The 21,862-nt window shown below is 67.3% G+C and carries 17 protein-coding genes; 10 read left to right on the forward strand and 7 right to left on the reverse strand.

Going from position 1 to position 21,862, the window contains the following annotated elements:
* Positions 1 to 655: 655 nt before the first annotated feature.
* The 4 genes from ABD687_RS06795 to nagB form a co-directional block, all read right to left on the reverse strand.
* Positions 656 to 1,999, reverse strand: a complete 1,344-nt coding sequence (locus ABD687_RS06795; RefSeq protein ID WP_310292509.1) for a UDP-glucose dehydrogenase family protein — start codon at positions 1,997 to 1,999, stop codon at positions 656 to 658.
* A 129-nt stretch (positions 2,000 to 2,128) separates the two neighbouring features.
* Positions 2,129 to 3,475, reverse strand: a complete 1,347-nt coding sequence (glmM, locus tag ABD687_RS06800) for a phosphoglucosamine mutase (RefSeq protein WP_310292506.1) — start codon at positions 3,473 to 3,475, stop codon at positions 2,129 to 2,131.
* Between the two features lie 187 nt (positions 3,476 to 3,662).
* Entirely contained in the window at positions 3,663 to 6,299 is a 2,637-nt protein-coding gene (locus ABD687_RS06805; RefSeq protein ID WP_310292503.1) for an exo-alpha-sialidase, read from the reverse strand.
* Positions 6,300 to 6,415: 116 nt separating this feature from the next.
* Complete coding sequence (gene nagB / locus ABD687_RS06810; protein ID WP_310292501.1) at positions 6,416 to 7,222, reverse strand: glucosamine-6-phosphate deaminase; 807 nt, start codon at positions 7,220 to 7,222, stop codon at positions 6,416 to 6,418.
* 55 nt (positions 7,223 to 7,277) lie between these two features.
* Between nagB and ABD687_RS06815 the strand changes: the two genes are divergently transcribed.
* Positions 7,278 to 8,012, forward strand: a complete 735-nt coding sequence (locus ABD687_RS06815) for a GntR family transcriptional regulator (protein ID WP_310292498.1) — start codon at positions 7,278 to 7,280, stop codon at positions 8,010 to 8,012.
* A gap of 25 nt (positions 8,013 to 8,037) precedes the next feature.
* Here ABD687_RS06815 and ABD687_RS06820 read toward each other — a convergent pair whose 3' ends face one another.
* Positions 8,038 to 8,772, reverse strand: a complete 735-nt coding sequence (locus tag ABD687_RS06820) for a FadR/GntR family transcriptional regulator (protein WP_310292496.1) — start codon at positions 8,770 to 8,772, stop codon at positions 8,038 to 8,040.
* Between the two features lie 154 nt (positions 8,773 to 8,926).
* Between ABD687_RS06820 and ABD687_RS06825 the strand changes: the two genes are divergently transcribed.
* The 8 genes from ABD687_RS06825 (at position 8,927) to ABD687_RS06860 (ending at position 18,734) form a co-directional block, all read left to right on the forward strand.
* A complete protein-coding gene (locus ABD687_RS06825) occupies positions 8,927 to 10,546 on the forward strand; it encodes an ABC transporter substrate-binding protein (protein ID WP_310292494.1) in 1,620 nt (539 codons plus the stop codon).
* Between the two features lie 110 nt (positions 10,547 to 10,656).
* Positions 10,657 to 11,610 carry an ABC transporter permease gene (locus ABD687_RS06830; RefSeq protein WP_310292491.1) on the forward strand — a complete coding sequence of 318 codons (954 nt, stop codon included), beginning with the start codon at positions 10,657 to 10,659 and terminating at the stop codon, positions 11,608 to 11,610.
* A 2-nt stretch (positions 11,611 to 11,612) separates the two neighbouring features.
* Positions 11,613 to 13,655, forward strand: a complete 2,043-nt coding sequence (locus tag ABD687_RS06835) for a dipeptide/oligopeptide/nickel ABC transporter permease/ATP-binding protein (protein ID WP_310292488.1) — start codon at positions 11,613 to 11,615, stop codon at positions 13,653 to 13,655.
* On the forward strand, positions 13,652 to 14,518 hold the full coding sequence (locus tag ABD687_RS06840) for an ABC transporter ATP-binding protein (protein ID WP_310292485.1): 867 nt from the start codon (positions 13,652 to 13,654) through the stop codon (positions 14,516 to 14,518). The genes ABD687_RS06835 and ABD687_RS06840 overlap by 4 nt, the downstream gene beginning before the upstream one ends.
* Positions 14,515 to 15,441 (forward strand): dihydrodipicolinate synthase family protein, encoded by a 927-nt coding sequence (locus ABD687_RS06845; RefSeq protein WP_310292483.1) that lies wholly within the window; start codon positions 14,515 to 14,517, stop codon positions 15,439 to 15,441. Before ABD687_RS06840 ends, ABD687_RS06845 begins: the two co-directional genes overlap by 4 nt.
* A gap of 4 nt (positions 15,442 to 15,445) precedes the next feature.
* The gene (locus tag ABD687_RS06850) at positions 15,446 to 16,447 is read left to right on the forward strand and encodes an ROK family protein (protein ID WP_310292481.1); all 1,002 of its coding nucleotides are present in this window, start codon (positions 15,446 to 15,448) and stop codon (positions 16,445 to 16,447) included.
* Positions 16,441 to 17,124 (forward strand): N-acetylmannosamine-6-phosphate 2-epimerase, encoded by a 684-nt coding sequence (locus tag ABD687_RS06855; protein ID WP_377700366.1) that lies wholly within the window; start codon positions 16,441 to 16,443, stop codon positions 17,122 to 17,124. Before ABD687_RS06850 ends, ABD687_RS06855 begins: the two co-directional genes overlap by 7 nt.
* Positions 17,121 to 18,734, forward strand: coding sequence for a sialidase family protein (locus tag ABD687_RS06860; RefSeq protein WP_310292475.1), 1,614 nt, complete (start codon positions 17,121 to 17,123; stop codon positions 18,732 to 18,734). The genes ABD687_RS06855 and ABD687_RS06860 overlap by 4 nt, the downstream gene beginning before the upstream one ends.
* A 48-nt stretch (positions 18,735 to 18,782) precedes the next feature.
* Here the strand turns inward: ABD687_RS06860 and ABD687_RS06865 are convergent, their stop codons facing one another.
* Positions 18,783 to 19,994 (reverse strand): integrase catalytic domain-containing protein, encoded by a 1,212-nt coding sequence (locus tag ABD687_RS06865; protein WP_007273073.1) that lies wholly within the window; start codon positions 19,992 to 19,994, stop codon positions 18,783 to 18,785.
* A 242-nt stretch (positions 19,995 to 20,236) separates the two neighbouring features.
* Between ABD687_RS06865 and ABD687_RS06870 the strand changes: the two genes are divergently transcribed.
* A complete protein-coding gene (locus tag ABD687_RS06870) occupies positions 20,237 to 20,446 on the forward strand; it encodes a helix-turn-helix domain-containing protein (protein ID WP_310292473.1) in 210 nt (69 codons plus the stop codon).
* A 39-nt stretch (positions 20,447 to 20,485) separates the two neighbouring features.
* On the opposite strand, the gene ABD687_RS06875 is transcribed toward ABD687_RS06870, so the two are convergent.
* The gene (locus tag ABD687_RS06875; RefSeq protein ID WP_310292470.1) at positions 20,486 to 21,727 is read right to left on the reverse strand and encodes an acetate/propionate family kinase; all 1,242 of its coding nucleotides are present in this window, start codon (positions 21,725 to 21,727) and stop codon (positions 20,486 to 20,488) included.
* Positions 21,728 to 21,862 lie beyond the last annotated feature (135 nt).

Genomic DNA, 21,862 nt, shown 5'->3' on the forward strand with positions numbered 1-21,862 from the left:
ACCCACCCACTTCCCCAAAAGTGATCCCTGTGCGGTCCAGAATAAATTCCCCAATTTACTTCGGACCGCTTCTATGGAGTCACCTTACGACACTTAAACGTGAAGAGGGAAGAGGTGGAGAGCGCGTTGACGCGATGGCAACCCTTATGGATCGGCAACACCTAATTGGTCACATGAATGGTGGAATCGCCGTCAACTGGTAGTATCAATTCTGATCGCGCTCGTGGGGGGACGCGCCACACTTGGGGAGAAAATCTTGGGACGAAGAACACGCAAACGCAGTTACGACCGCTTTTATCGGCAGGGACCGCGAGTGCCCTACGTCTGGCAAAATGTTGGACTGGCTCTTCTCGCCGCTTTAGCGTGCGGCGTAGGTGCAGTCATCATATTCACTTAGCAACGTTACTAGGAATCGAGTCCGACGGACTTGACCAAATCTCCTCGTGATTTCAATACATGCCCCGGTCTCTCCGGACACTGCCCGGAACCGGATCGACACTGTGGCCACATGCAAATCAATTCTGCATGTGGCCACAAATCGTCGGGGCCCGCAGCATCGAAACCTGCCTGGATTCGGCCCAGGCCTCCCGCTCGGCGAGGGATTCACTGACGCCGCCGATACTCGCCGCCAAAGGTCTGCTACCGTCTCGGCTGTTTAGAGTTCTCCATCGAGCGGCGCATAATGTTGGCCCATCCGCACGATTTCCCATCCGGCGTCCCGCCACGGCGCACGGTCAAGCACGTTGCGTCCGTCGATAATGCGCTTCGTGGCGACCAATTCCTCGAGGTCCGCCGGGACAAGTGCCTTGAATTCGGCCCACTCGGTGAGCAGCAGCACCAGGTCTGCATCCTTCACTGCCTCGGGCAGGTCGTCGGCATACTGCAGCCGCGGGAAGCGCTCGGCCGCGTTCTTGTTGCCCTTGGGGTCATAAACCAAAACGTCAGCACCGGCGTTGAACAGCCGGACGGCAATATCCAGCGCCGGGGAATCGCGCACGTCGTCGGAGTCGGGCTTGAAGGTGACTCCAAGAACCGCGATGCGGGCACCCACCAGTTTGTCGTTGAGCATCGTCTGGGCCAGGCGGACCACGCGTTCGCGGCGGCGCAGGTTGATCTCGTCGACCTCGGCGAGGAAACCCATGGTGTGGGTCAGTCCCAGCTCGCTCGTGCGGGCCTGCAGCGCCCTGATGTCCTTAGGCAGGCAACCTCCACCGAAGCCCACGCCGGCGTTGAGGAACTTTCGCCCGATCCTTGCGTCATGGCCGAGCGCATCGGCCAGCACCGTGATGTCCCCGCCGATGGTCTCGGTGACCTCGGCAAAGGAATTGATAAAGGAAATCTTGGTGGCCAGGAACGCGTTGGCGGCCACCTTGACCAGTTCCGCGGTCTCGAAGTCGGTGACGATCAGCGGGGTGTCTGCCTCCAGCGCCTGGGCATAGACCCGGCGCAGGATGGCCTCGGAGGTTGCGTCCTCGACTCCCAGTACCAGCCGGTCAGGTGACATGGTGTCTGCCACGGCGAAGCCCTCGCGCAGGAACTCGGGGTTCCAGGCCAGGGAGATCTGCGCATCCGTATGGGCGTTGGCGGCAATGAGCCCGCGCAGGCGGCGTGCGGTGCCCACCGGAACCGTGGACTTGCCCACGATCAGCGCGGTGCCGCGAATGCGCGTGGCAAGTTCCGCCACCGAGGCATCGACGAACCGCATGTCCGCCCCGTGGCCATCGGCGCGCTGCGGGGTGCCGACTCCGATGAAATGCACATCGGCCCAGGAGGCCACTTCTTCGTAGTCGGTGGTGAAGCGCAGCCTGCCGGAGGCCACGTGCTTGCGCAGCAGCTCTCCCAGGCCAGGTTCGTGGAAGGGCAGCTTGCCTTCTGACAACGCCTCGATCTTGGCCGGATCGACATCCACGCCGATCACCTCAAAGCCAAGCTCGGCCATGCAGGCCGCGTGTGTCGCGCCTAGGTATCCTGTGCCAATCACCGATATCTTCATGCTCATGCCTCTGGCACACCCTTTCGACAGTCACGGCTGCAGCTGAGTGCTGCACACCTCAAATGCGTGTGGCCGAGCGCCTGACACCGTTGGTGCCGGAACACTCGGCCACGGTCTCAATGTTGCAAGGAGAATCTATAGTGCCAGTTCGCGTGAAACGACTGCGGCCAGCGAAGTGGCCAGGGATTGCGCCATGTCCTGCGAGGTGGCTTCCACCATCACGCGAACCACCGGCTCGGTACCCGAAGGGCGCAACAGCACCCGGCCGTTGTGGCCCAACTCGGCCTCTGCGGCGACGATCGCGGCGATCAGCATCTTGTTCGCGGGAGCGGCATGCTTGTCCACGCCCTTGACGTTGATCAGCACCTGCGGCAATACCGTCATGGCGGCGGCGAGTTCCTTCAGGGTCTTGCCGGTGGAGTTGACGCGCGCAGCGATGTGCAGGCCGGTCAGCACCCCGTCCCCGGTGGTGGCGTGGTCTGCGAAGATCACGTGGCCGGACTGTTCGCCGCCCAGGTTGTAGCCGCCCTCGCGCATGCCCTCGAGCACGTAGCGGTCCCCCACACCGGTTTCCTTGATGGTGATGCCGGCTTCGCGCATCGCGATCTTCAACCCGAGGTTGCTCATCACGGTGGCGACCAGGGTGTTGTCCTTGAGTTCCCCGCGGTCCTTCAATGCGGTGGCCATGATGGCCATGATCTGGTCCCCGTCCACGACGGTTCCCTCATGGTCAACGGCCAGGCAGCGGTCGGCGTCGCCGTCGTGGGCGATGCCCAGGTCCGCGCCGTTGTCCAGCACTGCCGCCTGCAGGCGTTCGAGGTGGGTTGAGCCGTAGCCGTCGTTGATGTTGATGCCGTCCGGCTCCGCACCGATGACCAGGACCTCGGCACCGGCGGCGTTGAAGACCTCCGGCGAGCATCCGCTGGCCGCTCCGTGGGCACAGTCAAGGACGATCTTGAGCCCGTCCAGGCGGTTGGGCAGCGTCTGCAACAGGTGCATGACGTAGCGGTCCTCGGCATCGGCGAAGCGTGAAATGCGCCCCACGTCGGCACCGACCGGGCGGTACTTGGGCTTCTCCATGGCCGCCTCGATGGCGTCCTCGAGGGCGTCGTCGAGCTTCTTGCCGCCGCGGGCCAGGAACTTGATTCCGTTGTCCGGGGCAGCGTTGTGCGAGGCGGAGATCATGACGCCGAAGTCGGCATCAAGGTCCGCTACCAGGTAGGCCGCCGCCGGAGTGGGCAGGGTCCCCGCATCGTGCACATCGACGCCGGTGGCCGCAAGGCCAGCCTCGATCGCAGCCGAGAGGAAGTCGCCGCTGATCCGGGGATCCTTGGCCACCACCGCCACGGGACGTCGCCCGTCATGTATTTGTTCGTGCCCCAGCACCATGGCGGCGGCTTGTGAAATCGCCATTGCCAGTTCTGGGGTCAGAAGTTCGTTTGCTTTTCCGCGGACACCGTCGGTCCCAAATAACCTTGCCATCGCGACTCATCATAACCCTGTCCCGGTTCATTCCCCGTTATTTCACTACTCAGCTTTCATTTGAATTCCACGAAGCACCGGCGAGGTGAGGGCAGTTGGTTGTTGCTGTAAGACCGCGTGACGGGGGTCCGCGACCCGGTGGCCGCGGACCCCCGTCACGTGCGGTTCAGTCCCTTGCAGGCGGGGGTTACTCGGCCCTCCCGGAATCCACGGTGACCCGCAACGGAAGGGATTTTGCGATGCCCGCGGCGTTTTCCAGTTCCGCGGTGTAGACGCGGGTTCCGTCGGCGCGGCCGCGCAGCTGGACCACGGCGCGCTGCGACTGCGGGCTGTTGACCTCAAGCTGCTGGCCGTGGATCAGCTTCCCGTCTTCAAAGAGATGGAAGACACTTGCATTGGTCCCCCGGGCAAGGTCCAGGGCTACGGAGTAGTTTCCGTCCCAGCGCGCGGCCCCCGCCTCCGGCACGAATGAAAGCCGGCTGCCTGCCGGGGCCTGCGTTTCAGCGTCGTTTGGCTCCCAGGCCGCGGGGTCCCGCGGCAGCTGGACGGCCGAAAGTTCGAGCTGCGCAACCGCCCGCTTGGAGCCGTTGGCTGCTTCGAATTCCATGGTGCGCCCGGCCAGTTCGCCGGCGGCTGCCTCTTCGGCCGTCAGTTCGTGGACGATCTCGGTTTCCAGGGCGGCTCCGGGAGTGAGTTCCCCGGCGAGCGCCTGATCTCCGGCGTGGATCCCGGTGAGCCGGACGTTGCCCGTGTTGCCCAGGTCCACCGCGTGCTTAACGGTGTCCCCGGCGGAGGCATGTCCGTTTCCGTCCACGTCGGTGAAGGTGCCGGCCGCGGCAATGGCCGAGAGGCCCGGCGCGCGAACGACCAGGTCGACCTCGCCTCCGTCAATGGAATATTCCTTCACCACTGTGGCGTAGTCAGGGATCCTGCCGGTGGTCCAGGTGCTGGAAGGCTTGAAGAAGCCGTCGGCGACTTCGGCTTCGGTCACGGTGTGGCGGGGAGTGGTGCAGTCATAGGATGCACCTGCCGCAAGTGAGGAGTAGCGGCAATTGCCCGCCGGGCTGGGCTGGCCCACCGGTGCGGCGACCAGCGGGGCGAAGTTGCCAGCTGTCGGGACCACCCACGCAGTGGTGTTTCCGGTGTTTGCCACGTGGAAGGCGTATGGCAACTTCTCCCCCGCCGAGTAGGGCATCGCGGCGAGGTCGCGGCCGGCGTCGGAGCGCTTGCCCGACACCTCGAGCGAGATGATTGATTGTCCCTTTACTTGGGCGGTCACGGTGCTGTGCGAGGTGCGTCCGTCGGCGGCAGTGAACCGTGCCTGCAGCTTCACTGCCCCGTTGGCGGTGCTTGGTGCCGTGACCGGCAACGTGAGCGTGGTCTTGGCCCCGGCCGCCAGTGCGGAGAGCTCGGCGGTGCCGGCGCTCCACCCCGCCGGTCCGGTCAGCGTCAGCGTTCCGGACAGCGCTGTGTCTTCCTGGTTGCTGATGACCAGGCTCGCCTCGGCGCTGGCCCCCGCATCCAGTGCCAGGGCCTCGGCTGCCAGCGGGGCGCAGGCCACGTTCAACCAGTCTCGGTCAAAGGTGGCAAGGGGAAGGTCGTTGGTGTAGCTGCCCTCATAGAAGACCCCGTACATACCATCATCCAGCGCGGTGGCCACCGAGTAGGCGGAGAATCCCGAACGAATGGTGCGCAGCCCCGGCCAGGTCTCCCCGTCGTCGCAGGAGACCCGGGCCGAGACGTTGCGGCGCTCAGTGGGGTGGTTGGCCCCGGTGTAGAGCAGCATCTTCGCGTCTTGGCTGCCCTCCGCCGCCTCGGGATACATCCGTGTCACATGGGCGTTGTTGGTCGGATCCACGAGCTCGGTGTCGGTTTCGACCGGTGAGTAGCTGTGTCCGCCGTCGGTGGAGATGGCCACCTTGCGGAAGCCGCCGTTGTTTGAGTCGCGGGAGTTGAGCATCACGCGTCCGTCGGAGAGTTCCACGACCTTGTTTTCATCCATCCCGGTGCCAAGGAACTCCCCGCGCTCCCAGGTCTGTCCGTGGTCATCGGAGTAGAGCGAGTAGGCCTGGATCGGCGTGCTCCCGTCCTCCTGCAGGACAAGACCGGCGTATTGCTGGATCAGCCTCCCGGCGTGGGGCCCGTAGCGCAGCTGGATCCCGGCCCCGGAGGTGGCGAAGGTGGTCTTCACGTCCCCGGGCTCCGGGGTCGAGTCGGCGCCTGGCTTGGCCACATCGGTGATCAGGCGCGGTTCGCTCAAGGTCACACCGCCGTCGGTGGAGGAAACCACGGCGGCGCTGATGACATTGCGGTCGGCATCGTCATTGCCCCAGGTGCTTCCATGGAAGCCCTGGTCCTTGGAATAGACAAAGAAGGCAAAGATGGTGTTTGTTTGCTCGTCAACCACGAAGCTGGGATCGCTGTAGCCGTACTTTGGTTCTTCGGCATCGCCCAGGTGTCCGGCCGCGATGGTGGTCATGGGCCCGAATGTCTTGCCGTTGTCCGTGCTGCGGCGCATCACGATGCTGTTCGCGTTGGGTGCGTCGGCAGCGGAGTTCGGGCGGGCACCCCAGGAGGAGAGCACCACGCCGTTGCCCAGATGGGCGAGGGCGGGGATGCGGTAGAAGTAGTTTTCGCCGGTCCGGTCGGCGGCGAGGTTTTCTTCGCTGTAGCTGCCCGGGGCGGCGAACGGGTCGTTGCCGGGCACCGGCAGGGCCGCGGAAGCGGATCCGGCCAGTGCGACAGGGGCCAGCATTGCGATCATGGCGGCTGTCGCCAAGGGGCGTGCGGCGCGGGAGAGTCGGGGTTTGTGGTGTGCGGTCATCTCTTGGGAAGTGCCTTTCCGGCGTGGGGAGGGTCGGTGAGGTCGAGCTAAGAGGTAGGACATCCGATCTATGGATACGTGATGCGTGCCACAGATGCCAAGCTTCGGAGAATGGATCAGTCGCGGCCGAAGGCACCTTCGGGCGCGTTGTCGCGGGCAAAATCGTAGTACTCGCGGTCCCGCAGCGACGAGGCTGCGGCCTCGTCCACCACCACGGTCGCCCGTTCGTGGAGCTGCAACGCGCTCGCCGGACAGCAGGCCCCGAGCGGGCCCTCCGCCATGGCAGCCACGGCGGCCGCCTTGGATTCCCCGGTGGCCACCAGCAACACGGAGTGCGCACGCAGAATGGTGCCAATACCCTGGGTCAGGCAATGCACCGGAACAGCCTCGGCCTCTCCTCCGAAGAACCGCGCGTTGTCGCGCCGGGTCCGCGGGGCCAGCGTCTTCACTCGGGTGCTGCTGCCCAGCGAGGAGCCGGGCTCGTTGAAGCCGATATGCCCGTTGGCACCGATACCCAGCAGCTGTACGTCAATCCCGCCGGCAGCCTCGATGGCCGCTTCATAGTCCGCGCAGGCTGCCCGCAGGTCCGCGGCCGAGCCGTTTGGCACGTGGACCCGGGCGGGATCAAGCCCCAAGGGGACGGTCACGGTCCGGTGGATGACCGAGTGGTAGGCCTCGGGATGCGCAGGGTCCAGTCCCACATATTCATCCAGGGCAAAGGCACTGGCGCGGGAAAGATCCAGTCCGTTGTGCACCAGGGCTGCAAGTTCGGCGTAGGTGGCCAGCGGGCTGGAGCCGGTGGCGACGCCGAGCACGGGGTCGGGTTTCCCGGCAAGGGTGTCGGCGATGAGGCGGGCGGCGTGGCGGCCCACGGCCGCGGGGTCTGAGAGCACGATGATTTCCACCTTGCCCAGAGTACCCATGAATCAATGATTTGTCCGTACCAATATCAAAATGATTCGCTCTATACTCGGGAATATGGAGACTTCACTCGAATTGGTTCGGACCGGATCGCCGAAATACGTGGTTTTGGCCAAGGTCCTGGCCGAGCAGATCCGCATGGACCTTTCCATCGGCGCGCCGTTGCCGACCGAACGGGAGCTGCAGGTTAGCTACCAGGTCAGCCGCGACACCGTGCGGCGGGCCATCGCCAGGCTGGCGGCGGCGGGGCTTGTCTACAACGTGCAGGGGTCGGGAACCTATGTCGCTGATCCCTCGCAGATCCGCAAGGGCACGCGCCTGACCGGCTTCAGCCAGGACATGGCCGAGCGCGGATTCAAGGCATCCTCCCGCACCCTGGACTGCAGGATCGAGCCGTGCCCGGCCGAGACCGCCCGGGCGCTCGGCATGGAGGAGGGTTCCGAGGTATTGCTGCTGCGCAGGCTGCGGCTGGCCGACGGTGCACCCATGGCGCTGGAAACCGCGCGGCTGGTGCCCGGCCTGTTCGGCGAGGCACTCCCCGATCCGGAGGGTTCGCTGGATGCGCAGCTGGCCGCACACGGCCAGCGCATCATGCGGGCCGGCCAAAGCATCACGGCAACCAACCTCTCGGTCGCCGAGGCGCACCTCCTTGACCAGCCCGTGGGTGCCGCCGCCCTGCGGGTGGACCGCGTGGGCTTCACCGACCAAGGCCGGGCCATCGAGGCCACCGAGACCCTGTACCGCGGGGACCGCTATGGCTACGAAACCACCGTAGAACGGGACCCGGCCTAATCCCGGCGCTTCCCCGAGGGACTACTCACTCACCGCCGACGGTGGTGTGGATCAGTCCGCGGATCCCGTCAAAGTGACCTGCCATGAGTTCTCCCGCTTTCGCCTTGTCGCCCGCGGCCACTGCCTCATAGATTTCCCGGTGGTTGCGGGCGGTCTCGACGAGCAGGTCGTCGGTCGGGTCCATTTGCTCGTGCAGCTTGGAATAGGCGGACCAGAAGACCCCCAGCAGGTTGGTGAGCATCCCGTTTTCCAGCGGCTCAAAGAGCCCGCGGTGGAAACGCTTGTCCGCCTCGCTCAGTGGCAGGCCGGCCTCGGCCCTGGCCTCCATGTCCTCCACCGCGGCGCGCACGGCCTCCAGCGCGGGCGCCGTCATCGCGTCAATGGCGGCGCCGATCAAACCGGATTCGAGGGCCTGGCGGACCTCGACAAGTTCCATTGCCTCGTGTCCGCCGTTGCGCAGCGAGAGCCGCGAGTGGAACTCGAGGGTAGCGGCGAGCGCGCCGAGCTGCTTGGTGGCCACGAACATTCCGTAGCCGTGCCGCACATCCACGATGCCCAGGGCCTGGAGCACCTTGAGCGATTCGCGCACGGTGTTGCGCCCCACGCCCAGCACCTCGACGAGCTCATGCTCGGTGGGCAGCGGATCGCCCGGAACGAGCCCGCGCTCCAGGATCAATTCCATGATTTCCTGCTGCAGGGCCTGCAGCCGGTTGGCCGCATTGGCCCGTGCCTGCCGGCCGCTTGGCTGTGCTGCGCTCATCGGGGATTCCCTTTCATCTGCCGCGTGGTGCCTGCCGGTCCCGCCGGGTGCGGGGCCATGGTTGACGTTCAATGTGACTTCGCATACATTGTACTTCAGCCATAGGACATCCTACATCCGATCTCCACTCACATTCCACTCGAGGTGACCCACCATGAAGCAACACAACGAAGTAATGAACATGGCCAGCTCCCGCCGCAATTTCCTCAAGATCGCCGGGGCCATGGGCGTTGCCGGCGCCTTTGCCGCGACCCTCTCGGCCTGCGGACCCAGCGGCGCCACCGGCACCGCGACCACCGGGGCGGCAGGTGCCGCAGGGACCAAGCCGATCGAGGCAGGCATGTCCTACGCCCTGTCCACCGGGTTCGACCCGATGACCTCTTCGGGCGCCACCCCGATGGCCGCGAACCTGCACATCTTCGAGGGCCTGACCGAGCTGCACCCCTCCACCCGCGAACGCTACCTGGCCCTGGCCGCCGCCGAACCCGTCAAGGTCGGCGAGCTGGGCTACGAGATCAAGCTGCGCTCCGGTGCCACCTTCCACAACGGCGACCCGGTCACCGTCGAAGACGTCGTCTACTCCTTCGACCGCGTGCTGGATGCCAAGAACGCTTCGCTCTTCGCCCAGTTCATTCCCTTCATTGACAAGGTCGCCGCCAAGGGCGAGGACACCGTCTCCTTCACCCTGAAGTACCCCTTCCCGCTCTTCGCCGAGCGCATTTCCATCGTCAAGATCGTGCCCAAGAAGCTGGCCTCCGCCGACCAGGCCGGCTTCGACGCCGCCCCGGTGGGCACCGGACCCTACAAGCTCATCTCCGCGGTCAAGGACGACAAGATCGTCTTCGAGAAGTTCGAGGCCTACAACGGCCCCATGGCCGCCAAGGCCCCGGGCATGACCTGGTTCCTGCTCTCGGATGCCGCCGCCCGCGTCACCGCCGTCGAATCCGGCCGCGTCCAGGCCATCGAGGACGTCCCCTACCTGGACATCGAGCGGCTCAAGGCCAACGCAACCGTCGAGTCCGTGCAGTCCTTCGGCCTGCTCTTCTTGATGTTCAACTGCGCCGAGAAGCCCTTCGACAACAAGCTGGTCCGCCAGGCGCTGCACTACGGCCTGGACACCCAGACCGTGATCGACCGCGCCCTGCTGGGCAACGCGACCGCCGCCAGTTCCTTCGTGCAGGAAAACCACCCGGGCTACCACCGCGCCTCCACCGTCTACACCTATGACCCGGACAAGGCAGCTTCCCTGCTCAAGGAGGCAGGGGTCACCGAGCTTTCCTTCGAGCTGCTGACCACCGACACCTCCTGGGTCAAGGACGCCGCCCCGGTGATCATCGAATCCTGGAACAAGCTTCCCGGCGTCAAGGTCACGCTCAAGTCCATGCAGTCCGGTGCCTTGTATCCGGACCACGTCGACTCGGGCACCTTCCGCGTCGTCGCGGCACCGGGCGATCCCTCGGTCTTCGGCAACGACCTGGACCTGTTGCTTTCTTGGTGGTACCGCGGCACCGTGTGGCCGCAGGACCGCTTCCGTTGGCACGAATCCAAGGAATACGCCACGGTGCAGAAGCAGCTGGATGACGCGGTCCGTGCCGCCGACCCGGTCGCAGCACAGAAGGTCTGGAACCAGGTCATTGACCTGATCGCCGAACAGGCACCGCTCTACCCGATCCTGCACCGCATGCTCCCGACCGCCTGGAACCCCGACACGCTCACCGGCTTCCGCCCGCTGCCGACCACCGGACTTTCCTTCGTGGACGTCGCGCACGCCTAAAAATACTTGGCGCGCCGCCCTCCCCCTCCCCCATGGCGGGCGGGCGGCGCGCCATTTCTTTCCCAAGCTTTCTTTTTTCCACCCCCCCCATACCGAGGAGCACCATAGACGTGGGCAATATCCTCCGCCTGCTGGGCCGACGCCTGGCGGCACTGCCACTGATGATCCTGGGCGTCACGCTGCTGGTCTTCCTGGTCCTGCAGTTCTCCCCCGGCGACCAGGCCACCACCGCGCTCGGCGAGGGCGCCAGCGAAGAAGCCAAGGCCGCCTACCGCACCGAACGCGGTCTGGACCAGCCAGTCATCGCCCAATACATCGCCTTCCTGGGCCGCCTGCTGGTGCTCGACTTCGGCAAGACCACCCCGCCGGCCCAGCCGATCTCCGACATCATTGCCGGCGCCTTCCCGCTGACCCTGCAGCTGACCTTCTTCGGCGTCGCCATCGCCGTGGTGCTCTCCCTGCTCCTGGGCGTCACCGCCGCCCTCTACCGCGACCGCTGGCCGGACCAAGGCATCCGCGTGCTCTCCATCGCAGCGGTGGCGACCCCCTCCTTCTGGCTTGGCATCCTGCTGATCCAGTGGCTGGCCCTGGGCACCGGAACCTTCCCCTCCGGCGGCTTCGTCCCCTTTAGTCAGGACCCCGCCGGCTACTTCCGTTCCCTGGCCCTGCCCGCCCTGGCCCTGGCCATCCCGGTCTGCGCCTCGCTGATCCGCGTGGTGCGCACCTCCATGGTGGAGGAGATGGACAAGGACTACGTCCGCACCGCCATCGGCAACGGCGTCCCGCGCCCTGAGGTCATCCGCCGCAACGTCCTGCGCAATGCACTGATCACCCCGGTCACCGTGCTGGGCCTGCGGATCGGCTACCTGCTGGGAGGTGCGGTGGTCATTGAAATGATCTTCTCGCTGCCCGGCATGGGCCAGCTCATCCTCAACGGCATCACCAACAACGATGTCTCCCTGGTCCAGGGCGTCACCCTGACCATCGCCATCACCTTCGTCCTGGTCAACATCGCCGTGGACCTGCTTTACCTGCTTATCAACCCCCGGATTAGGACGGTATGACCATGCGGTACGGACTCGCTGACCGCCTCAGCCGCCCCGGCCTGGCCTTCAAGGCCCTTCCCTTGGGCTCCAAGGCCGCCCTGCTCTTCCTGGCAATCGTTGCCCTCGCCGCGATCTTCGCCCCTTGGCTTGCCCCGCACGACCCGCTGGCCACCGGCATCCCCGCCCAGGCGCCCAGTGCCACCAACCCCTTTGGCACCGACCGGCTGGGCCGGGACATCTACTCGCGCCTGCTCTACGGCGCACGCTCCTCCCTGCTCATCGGCCTGGGCGCCGTGGCCCTGGCCATCGCCATCGGTGCGGTGCTCGGCGCGATCGCAGCAACCGCCTCCAAGTGGGTCAGCGAATCGGTCATGCGCATCATGGATGTCATCATGGCCTTCCCCGGCATCGCGCTCGCCGCCGTCCTGCTGGCAACCCTGGGCAACTCCGTCCCGGTGATCATCGTGGCCATTGCCGTCATCTACATCCCGCAGCTGGCCCGCGTGGTTCGCGCCAACGTCATGGCCCAGTGGGGCGAGGACTACGTCCGCGCCGAACAAGTGCTCGGTGCTTCCCGCCTGCACATCCTGGTGCGGCACGTGGTGCGCAACACCGCGGCCCCGGTGCTGGTCTTCGCCACCGTGATGGTGGCGGATGCCATCATCTTCGAGGCTTCCCTGTCCTTCCTGGGCGCCGGCGTCCAGGACCCCGCCCCCAGCTGGGGCAACGTCATCTCCTATGGCCGCACCCTGGTGCTCAACGGCGCCTGGTGGGCCACCACCTATGCCGGCCTGCTGATCCTGCTCACCGTGCTGTGCCTGAACGTGCTGGCCGAGGGCCTCACCGACGCCATGGTGAACCCGCGGCTGCGCAAGCCGGCGAAGATCACCGAGAAGGACAACACCGCCGCCGCGGTGCTGCGCGCCGAGTCCGGACACGCGGCCGCTATTGCTGCTCTCTCCTCCTCCCCTGATGCGGCGACCCCGCCGCTGCTGGCCGCCCAGCTCGAGGCCCTGCGCACCACCGAACTGGGACGATCCGACCGGCTGCACCCGGACACCGCCGCCCGCCCGATCCTCGAGGTGCGCGATTTGTCCATCCGCTTCCCCGACCGCTACGGCGACACCGCCATTGTTGACCGGGTCTCCTTCACCGTCAACGAGGGCGAGACCATGGGATTGGTCGGCGAGTCCGGTTGCGGCAAGTCGATCACCTCCCTGGCGATCATGGGGCTGTTGGCACCCAACGCCTCGGTCACCGGATCGATCAAGTTCGAGGGCCGCGAACTCGTGGGCCCGGACAACCGGGAGACCACCCGCGAAAAGCTTTTCAAGGGCCTGCGCGGGGAACAGATCGCGATGGTTTACCAGGACGCCCTGTCCTCGTTGAACCCCTCGATGCTGATCCGCGAGCAGATGGAACAGCTGACCCGGCGCAACGGGCGGATGAGCCCGGAGGAATTGCTCAAGCTGGTCAAGCTGGATCCGCGCAGGACGCTGCGCTCCTATCCGCACGAGCTCTCCGGCGGGCAGCGCCAGCGCGTGCTCATTGCCATGGCGCTCTCCCGCTCCCCCAAGCTGGTGGTCGCGGACGAGCCGACCACCGCACTGGATGTCACGGTGCAGGCACAGGTCGTCGACCTGCTCAACGAGCTGCGCGAACAACTCGGCTTCGCCATGGTCTTCGTCAGTCACGACCTGGCGCTGGTGGCCTCCCTGGCGCACCGCACCACCGTCATGTATGCCGGGCAGGTCGTCGAATCCGGCGCCACCGGGCAGCTGCTGGCCGATCCCAGGCACGAATACACGCGCGGGCTGCTCGGCGCGGTGCTCTCCATCGAATCCGGCGCGCAGCGCCTGCACCAGATCCCCGGATCGGTGCCCAGCCCCCGCGACTTCGCCGCCGGGGACCGCTTCGCCGCCCGCTCGCTGGACCCCGCGGCCGATCCGCACCGCGCCTTGGAGCTGGTGCAGGTCGGTTCCGCCGACCACTACTGGGCCACCACTGCCGCCGATTCCACCGCCACCTCCGACGCCACGTCATCCGAAGGAGCCAACGCATGAGCACCACCACGCTGGCCGGCGCCCGCGGCGCCGGCGTGTCAGCCGCCCCGGTCCTGGAACTGCGGGATGTGCACGTCCACCACCGCGCCCGCGGCGGCAAGCTCTTCCACCCCACCATCGTGCGCGCGGTCAACGGCGTCGACTTCACCATCGCCCGCGGCGAAACCGTGGGCATCGTCGGGGAATCGGGGTGCGGGAAATCCACCCTCGCCTCGGTGCTGGTGGGCCTGCGCGAACCGACCAGCGGCTCGGTGCTCTTCCACGATGCACCGTTCTCCCGCCGCGGGGGCGCCCGCAAGGAATTCGGCAAGGCCGTGTCCATCATCTTCCAGGATCCGGCCACCGCGCTGAACCCGCGGATGACGGTGCACGACATCCTCACCGACCCTTTGCTGGTGCACGGCATCGGCACCCGGGCCTCGCGCTCGGCCAAGGTCTACGAGCTGCTGGAACTGGTGGGCCTGCCGGCCTCCGCCGCGGAGGTCTCCCCCGCGCAGATCTCCGGCGGGCAGCGCCAGCGCGTGGCCATCGCCCGGGCGCTGGCCCTGGATCCCGAACTGGTGATCGCGGACGAGCCGACGTCCGCGCTGGATGTCTCGGTCCGCGCGCAGGTGCTGAACCTGCTCACCGACCTGAAGGCCAAGCTCAACCTGGGACTGGTCTTCATCTCCCACGACATCTCCACCGTCCGCTACGTCGCTGACCGCATCTGCGTGATGAACGCCGGAAGAATCGTGGAGCAGGGCTCCGCCGCCCAGGTCTTCGACAACCCCACCAACGACTACACCCGAACCCTGCTGGGAGCCGCCCCGAGCCTGCTCGCGGCCCCGGCAACCACCCAAACTCCCCTGGAGGAACTATGAGCACCACCCCCGCATTCACCGGCGTCATCCCGCCCGTCGTCACCCCGCGCACCTCCGCCGGCGCCCTGGACCTGCCGGGACTGGAGGCGGTGGTCGAGCACCTGGTGGGCGGCGGCATGCACGGCCTGTTCCCGCTGGGTTCCTCCGGGGAAACCCCGTACCTCACCGACGCCGAGCGCACGCAGGTGCTGGCTTGCGTGTCCTCGGCCACCGCCGGGCGCGTGCCCCTGCTGGTGGGCGCCAACGAACAGACCACCGCCCGGGTGATCGAGGAGGCCCGGAAGGTTGCCGCCGGCGGCGCCGACGCCGTGGTCATCACCACCCCGTACTACGCGATCTTCGATGCCGCGGAGGTCAAGCGGCACTTCCGCGCCGTGGCCGCGGCGGTGGACCTTCCGGTCTTCGCCTACGACATCCCGGTGCGCACCCACTTCAAGCTGGCCCCCGAACTGCTGGCCGAACTCGCCCACGAAGGCACCCTGGCCGGGGTCAAGGACTCCTCCGGCAACGACATCGCCTTCCGCCAGCTGCGCCTGCTCACCCGCGAGCTGCCCGGTTTCGCCATGTTCTCCGGGCACGAGGTCATCTGCGATGCCGCGATGCTCTCGGGCGCCGACGGCCTGGTCCCGGGCCTGGCCAACGTGGACCCCGCCGGCTACCGCAGGCTCTACGACGCCGCGGTGTCCGGAAACTGGGAAACCGCCGTCAAGGAACAGGACCGCCTGGCCGAGCTCTTCCGCATCGTCGAGGTCCCGGATGCCTCCCGCGTCTCCCCCGGCGCCGGCGGCCTGGGCGCGTTCAAGACCGCCCTGGTGCAACTCGGCGTCATCGGCGCCAACACCATGAGCCAGCCCATGGAATCGCTGAACGCCGCCGAGGCAGCGCGCATCGGTGAGATCCTGTCCACCGCCGGGCTGCTCTAGGTCCATGGCAGCGCTTCCCCCGCCGGTCCCTCCCACCGCCGTCGGCATCGACCTGGGCGGCACCAAGATCGCCGCCGCCCTGGTGGGCGCCGACGGCACCATCACCTCCCGGGCCTCGCTGCCCACCCCCGCGGCGGCAGGGCCCGAGGCCGTGCTCGATGCCATCGCCGAGCTTGCCGCGCCGCTCCTGGCTGCGGCCGCCGCCGCCGGTGCCCCGGCCCTCGGGGTCGGCATCGGGGCGGCGGGGGTCATCGACCCTGCCACCGCGACCGTGCTCTCGGCCACCGACCACCTGCCCGGCTGGGCGGGGACCGACCTGCGCGCCGGGCTCGGTGCCCGGCTGGAGATCCACCCCTCTGCAGTGCACGCGGTCAACGACGTGCATGCCCACGCGCTGGGCGAGGGCTGGCTGGGCGCAGCCGCGGGGGCCTCCTCGGTGTTGCTGGCCGCCTTCGGCACCGGCATCGGAGGCTCGCTGCTGCTGGACGGGGTTCCGCTCTTTGGCGCCCGGCAGGTCGGCGGGCATCTGGGGCATGTGCCCAGCGTCGAGGCCACCGGGCTGCGCTGCCCCTGCGGGGGAACCGGACACCTGGAGGCCATCGCCTCCGGGCCTTCGCTGCACGCGCTCTACCTGCGCAGCGGCGGAGACCCGGCGGTGCCCGACGCGCGTGCGGTATTCGACCGCGCCGCCGCCGGGGATCTGCTGGCTTTGTCTGCCATCGACACCGCGGCCACCGCCGCCGGGCGCGCCCTGGGCGGGCTGGCCAATGCGCTGGACCCCACAGCGGTCATCGTTTCCGGCGGCCTGGCGGATGCCGGGGATTCCTGGTGGGCGCCGCTGCGCGCCGCCTTCGCCGCCGAACTCATCGGCCCGCTGTCTTCTTTGGTCCCGCAACCCGCCGCCCTGGGCGCCGACGCCGCGCTGGCCGGGGCCGCCTCCCTGCTGCTGGCCCCCGCCGCTTCCACCCATCTTCCCGCTTTCAAGGAGCCAACCCCGTGCTGTTGACAGCTTCCGATCTTGCCGCGCTGAAGGGCGCGCTGATCGTTTCCGCCCAGGCCTACCCCGGCGAACCCATGCGCGATCCGCGCACCATGGCCCAGGTTGCCGCCTCCGCGGTGATCGGCGGGGCCAAGGCGGTGCGCGTGCAGGGCCTGGCGGATATTTCAGCCACCCGTTCGGCGGTGCAGGTCCCGGTCATCGGCCTGTTCAAGGACGGGCACGAAGGCGTGTTCATCACCCCCACGCTGCACCACGCACTGGCAGTTGCCGCCGCCGGCGCCCACGTGGTGGCCCTGGACGGCACGCGGCGGCCGCGGCCCGACGGGCTCACCCTGGCCGAAACCATTGCCGGGATCCGCGCGGGCTCCGGTGCAACGGTGATGGCCGACTGCGGCTCGCTGGAGGACGCCATTGCCGCGGCGGCCGCCGGGGCGGACTTGATCGGCACTACGCTGGCCGGCTACACCGGGGAGCGTCCCAAGATCCAGGGCCCGGACCTGGAATTGCTGGAGGACATAGTAGCTGCGGACCTGGGCGTACCTGTCATCGCCGAGGGCAGGATCCACACCCCGGCCCAGGCCCGCGCGGCACTGGATGCCGGCGCGCACGCGGTGGTGGTCGGCACCGCCATCACCCACCCGGCGACCCTGACCGGCTGGTTCCTCGACGCCCTGGAATCATGAACCACACACCACTTGGCACCCACCCACTCATCGCCCACCCTGCGAGCGCCGGCCCGCCGATCACCGGCCAAACCGTCCTGGCGACCCGCGGCGCCGGCGGCTACCGGCAATACCGCATCCCCGCCCTGGTCGTGACCACGGCCGGGACCCTGCTGGCGGTCTACGACGGGCGGCCCACGCTCGATGACCTGCCCTCCCCCGCGGACCTGGTGCTGCGCCGCAGCACCGATGGCGGGGAAAGCTGGGAACCACAGCGCATCCTGCGCACCGGCACCGGGCTCAACGGATTCGGGGACGCCTCCCTGCTGGTGGACCCCGACACCGGCACCATCTTCTGCTTCCATGCCGCTACCACCCAATGGGGCTTCTTCGAATCCCTGGAAGGCACCACGCAGACCCAGCACGTTGACCTCTCCGTCTCCACCGACGACGGCCACAGCTGGACACACCGCCGGATCACCGGCCAGCTGAAACGCCCCGGGATCCGCGGCATCTTCGCCGCCTCGGGCGCCGGCACCCGGATCGGGCACGGACCCTTCGCCGGCCGGCTGCTCCAGCCCTGCGTGGTGCTGCTGACTGACCGCGGGCGGATCGCCGCCGCGGTGGCCCACAGCGATGACCACGGGCACAGCTGGAGCCTGGGAGATGCGCTGGAGCCGGCAGCGGATGGCACCCACACCAACGAATCCTCGCTCGCCGCCCTGCCCGACGGAACCGTGCTGCTGCATTCGCGTGCCACGCCGCACCGGCTGTCGGCCCGCTCGGTGGACGGCGGTGCCACCTTCACCCGCCCCGTCCCGGTCCCGGAACTGCCCGATCCTTCCGACAACGGTTCGCTGCTGGCCCTGGCCGGCGGCGGGCTGGTGGCGACCCACAACGCGCACCGGCACCTGCGCCGCAACACCGTGCTGCGGCACAGTCCCGATGCCGGAACCACTTGGGCCGGAACCGTGGTGCTCTGCCCGGGTGCCTCGGCCTACTCCACCGCCGCACAACTGCCCGACGGCTCCATCGGCGTGCTCTACGAGCGCGGCGCCTACGAGGACATCGTCTTCGCCCGCATCCCGCTCGCAGCGCTCACCGCACCGGCCGCCCTCAACCCAATCGCCGCCAGCCCGATGGACGCGGACCCCATGCACGGGTCCCGCCCGCTGCCCGGCCACCCGGAACTCCTGGTCGAAGTCGTGCCCCGCTCCATCACCCCCGCTGCCCCGCAGCACTTCAGGTTCACCGAACCCCATTTGGTCCTTGGGCAGGCGGATGCCGGCTACGGGGCTGCGGGCAAGGAGGTGGGCCAGGCCGCCGCGCAGCTGGTGGCTTCCCGCGCCGACCTGCTGGCCAACTACGGCCCGCCCGTCCCGGGCATCCACCCCGGGGACACGCTGACCTCTTCGGCCGCCGTCACCAACCACGGATCAATTCCTGTGACGGTGTATCCACACGGGGACGTGGACGGAGAGCCACAAGCCATCGCCCCGGGTTCCACAGCCGTGTGGCTCCACCTGAACCACCTCGCCACCGCGGCCGGCGCACTGCCACGCATCGACTGGGCTGTCGAATCCGGGCCGGAGGTGCCTAGGGAGTCCTCTTCGCCGGGCGGGTGTGCATAATCCCGCCTTGCCTCATGTCAATATGCTCGCGAAATAATCCCGCATGCCTCAACTAATTTGCTCGCCAAATAGGGCATCCCCGGACTGCGCGCGCATCTTGGCCCGGTTGATGAGATGGTTCTGGATGGCATTGATGCGGCGAGTGATGGCCGCCGGATTCAGGTCCCCGTGGATGCCCGCCAGGGCCTTGGCATGTTCCGGGTCCATGGCCTCCAGATCCATGATGCGCTGGTACGCGGTCCGCGGCCGGTCATAAGTCCGCTTCCTGCGACCCGAACGTGCGGTGCCGTAGCCGTTGGCCTTGACCATCGGCAGCAGGTGGTTCTTGCGCTGGTTCACCAGCGCCCAGAGCTCATTGAGCAGGGCCATCTCCTCCGGACCCTCGTAGCGGAACCTGAAGGCATGGCGACGGACCCAATCCCGATTTCGCTGCTCGACATGCGCATTGTCGTTATGCTTATACGCCCGCGCCCTAGTCAGATCAATGTTTCGTTCCTGCGCCCACTCGATGAGCTGGGTGTTGATGAATTCACCGCCATTGTCGAAATCCAGGGCCCGCATCGGGTAGGGCAGGGACCGGACCAGCAGGTCGACCCCGGCCACGACATGGCTGTGCGCACGGTTTTTCACACACGTGTTCACGGTCCACCCGGTGAACACATCTGTCAGGGTGATCGAATACAGGAACTCGCCCTTGAGGCTGTGTCCGCAGTGGGCGACGGTGTCGATCTCGAAGAACCCCGGTTCCTGCTCCATGGGCGTGCCCGACCACCGCACCGGGATCTCCGAACGCAGCATCGCCCCGGGCTTGGTCGAGGACAGTGCCGAGGGGTATCGAGCGGCGCGCAACGGCTTCAGATACCGATCCATCGTGGAGGCCGACATGGATAGCAGCTCGTCCCTGACCTCGTCGGTCAGCAGTCCCGCCACTGTCCCGAGTTCGTCGAAGCGTTCCAAACGCTCGAGCTCGTCGGCCATGATCGGAGCCAAGTATTTCCCGCAGGGCTCTCCGGAAAGCGTCCAGATTCGTTCCAGGAGCTTGAGGGCCGCCGGCCCGTACTTGCGGGGCCTGCGCCGCGGCAGGGGCTTCGGAATCCCGCGTGCGGGCTTACGCAGTTCCGTGGCCAGACGCCGGCGGGCGTTGGCCCTTGACCAGCCGGTCGATGCGCACAGGTAGTCGAGCATCACGCCCTTCTGTCCCTTGGTCCCTTTCGCATACTCGGCGGCGAAGCCGCTGACGAGCTCTCGCCGGGTGTGCATCGATATCCCCTGTTTCATCTCCCCAGCACAGCCTGCTGCCCGCCCTGGTGGCCAGAGTTTCGCGAGCATTCTTAAATGAGGCACGCACCTCATTTCGCGAGCATTACTAGTGAGTCAACGCGAATCCTTGAAGGGCCGCCGTACCCGCGCCTACCATGGGAATCCATGAGGTCCCCGGAACGGGGAACCTGCGAACCAGTCGTTCAACCGGGGGGATGACGGCACATTGATTGAGGGATGAAATGGTTGAGCCACAAGACCCCGGGGACACCGACTACCTGAGGGTGGCCGAGGCCGCCGCAGCGATGGACGTGCCGAGGATGACCGTGTACGACCTGGTGCAGGAGGGCAAGCTGCCTGCGGTGAGTTTCGGCAAGTCCTACCGGATTCCCGCCCGGGCCGTTCGGGAGTACCTGTCCGCTGACCGGCACGCGGCGGTGCCGCTCAACTGAGCGTGCCAATCTAGCCGGGAACAGCAGGCACGGCACTGGTTACCGGCCGTGGCGCCGAAGCGGGGTCGCGAGGGCGCCAGGGCCGGCCGGCACCGGATCCGGGCGCTGCGCCATCCGCCCGGACTCGGTCCGGCTCAGGAGTGCGGCCGTGGCCTCGGCAATGGCCCGTTCCTCGTCGGTGGGCACCACCAGCACCGGGAACGCGGAGCCGGCGGTGCTGATGCACCGCGGCTCCCGCGCCGGGGCCCGGTTCGCGGCCTCGTCAAGTGCCAAGCCCAGTGCCGCCAGCTTGCCGACAACCAATGACCGGAAACCGGCCGCGCTTTCCCCGATGCTTCCGGTGAAGACCAGGGCCTTGGCACCGCCGACGGCCACATGATAGCCGCCCGCGTATTTTGCCAGCCGATAGGCGGCCATTTCCAAGGCGAGGCCTGCCTCTTTCCCCCCGTTCAATGCCACTTTCTCCATGAAAGCCAGGTCGTCAAGGCCGCAGAGGGCCTGGAACCCGCAGTGCCGATCCAGCATTTCCTCCGCGCCCTCGGGATCAAGCCCTTTTCGTTGGAGGTACAGCAGGACCGAGGGATCGATGTCCCCGCATCTGGTGCTCCCGATCAAACCGTCAGCCGGCGAGTACCCCATGGACGTGTCGATGCTGCGGCCCCCCTTGATGGCTGTCACGGATGAGCCATCGCCCAGGTGCGCAATGATGCCGTCGAACTGTCCGACACCCAGCCCCAGGAAATGCGATGCGGCGCGGGTGACCTGGCCGACCGAGATCCCGTGGAATTCGTAGCGCCGGATCCCGTGCCTGCTGTAGTAGCCCCCGGGGATGGCATAGCGCCAGGCGGTCTCGGGCATCGTCTGGTGGAAGGCGGTGTCAAAGACAGCCACCTGCGGGAATCCGGGCCACAAGGCGCCGGCGGCCCGGATTCCCTGAAGTCCATCGGGGTTGTGCCGTGGGGCCAACCGCGTCAGGTCCTCCAGCGCGGCGATCGTTTCCTCGGTCAGTGCCACGGGCTCGGTGAATTTCTCTCCGCCGTGGACCACGCGGTGTCCGATGGCATCGATCGTTCTTTCGCCCAGGACCTCGTGCACTTGGTTCTTGATGTGCGCCAGGGCCTGGTTTCCGTTCCCGCTCCCGGAGAGGTCCGGGCGCCCGCCACTCTTGGGGACCTCGCCCGAGGCGAGCAGAACCGATGCGTCCTGGGCATCCGCGTGTTCACAGTGGCGCAGTTGGTAGCGGATCGACTCCGGGCCGCACATCAATGCCAGGATGAGCATGGTCCCGCCCCTGACCGCTGCCTTGTGGGGGAAACCCGTCGGTCCATGACGCGTCCATGGTTTCCGGGGGCACGGATGGCGGGTGGGGCGCTCCGATGAACATGGATCTCGGATGTTGTGCGGCAAGGCCAAGTC

The organism is Paeniglutamicibacter sulfureus (assembly GCF_039535115.1).
Taxonomy (GTDB): Bacteria; Actinomycetota; Actinomycetes; order Actinomycetales; family Micrococcaceae; genus Paeniglutamicibacter; species Paeniglutamicibacter sulfureus.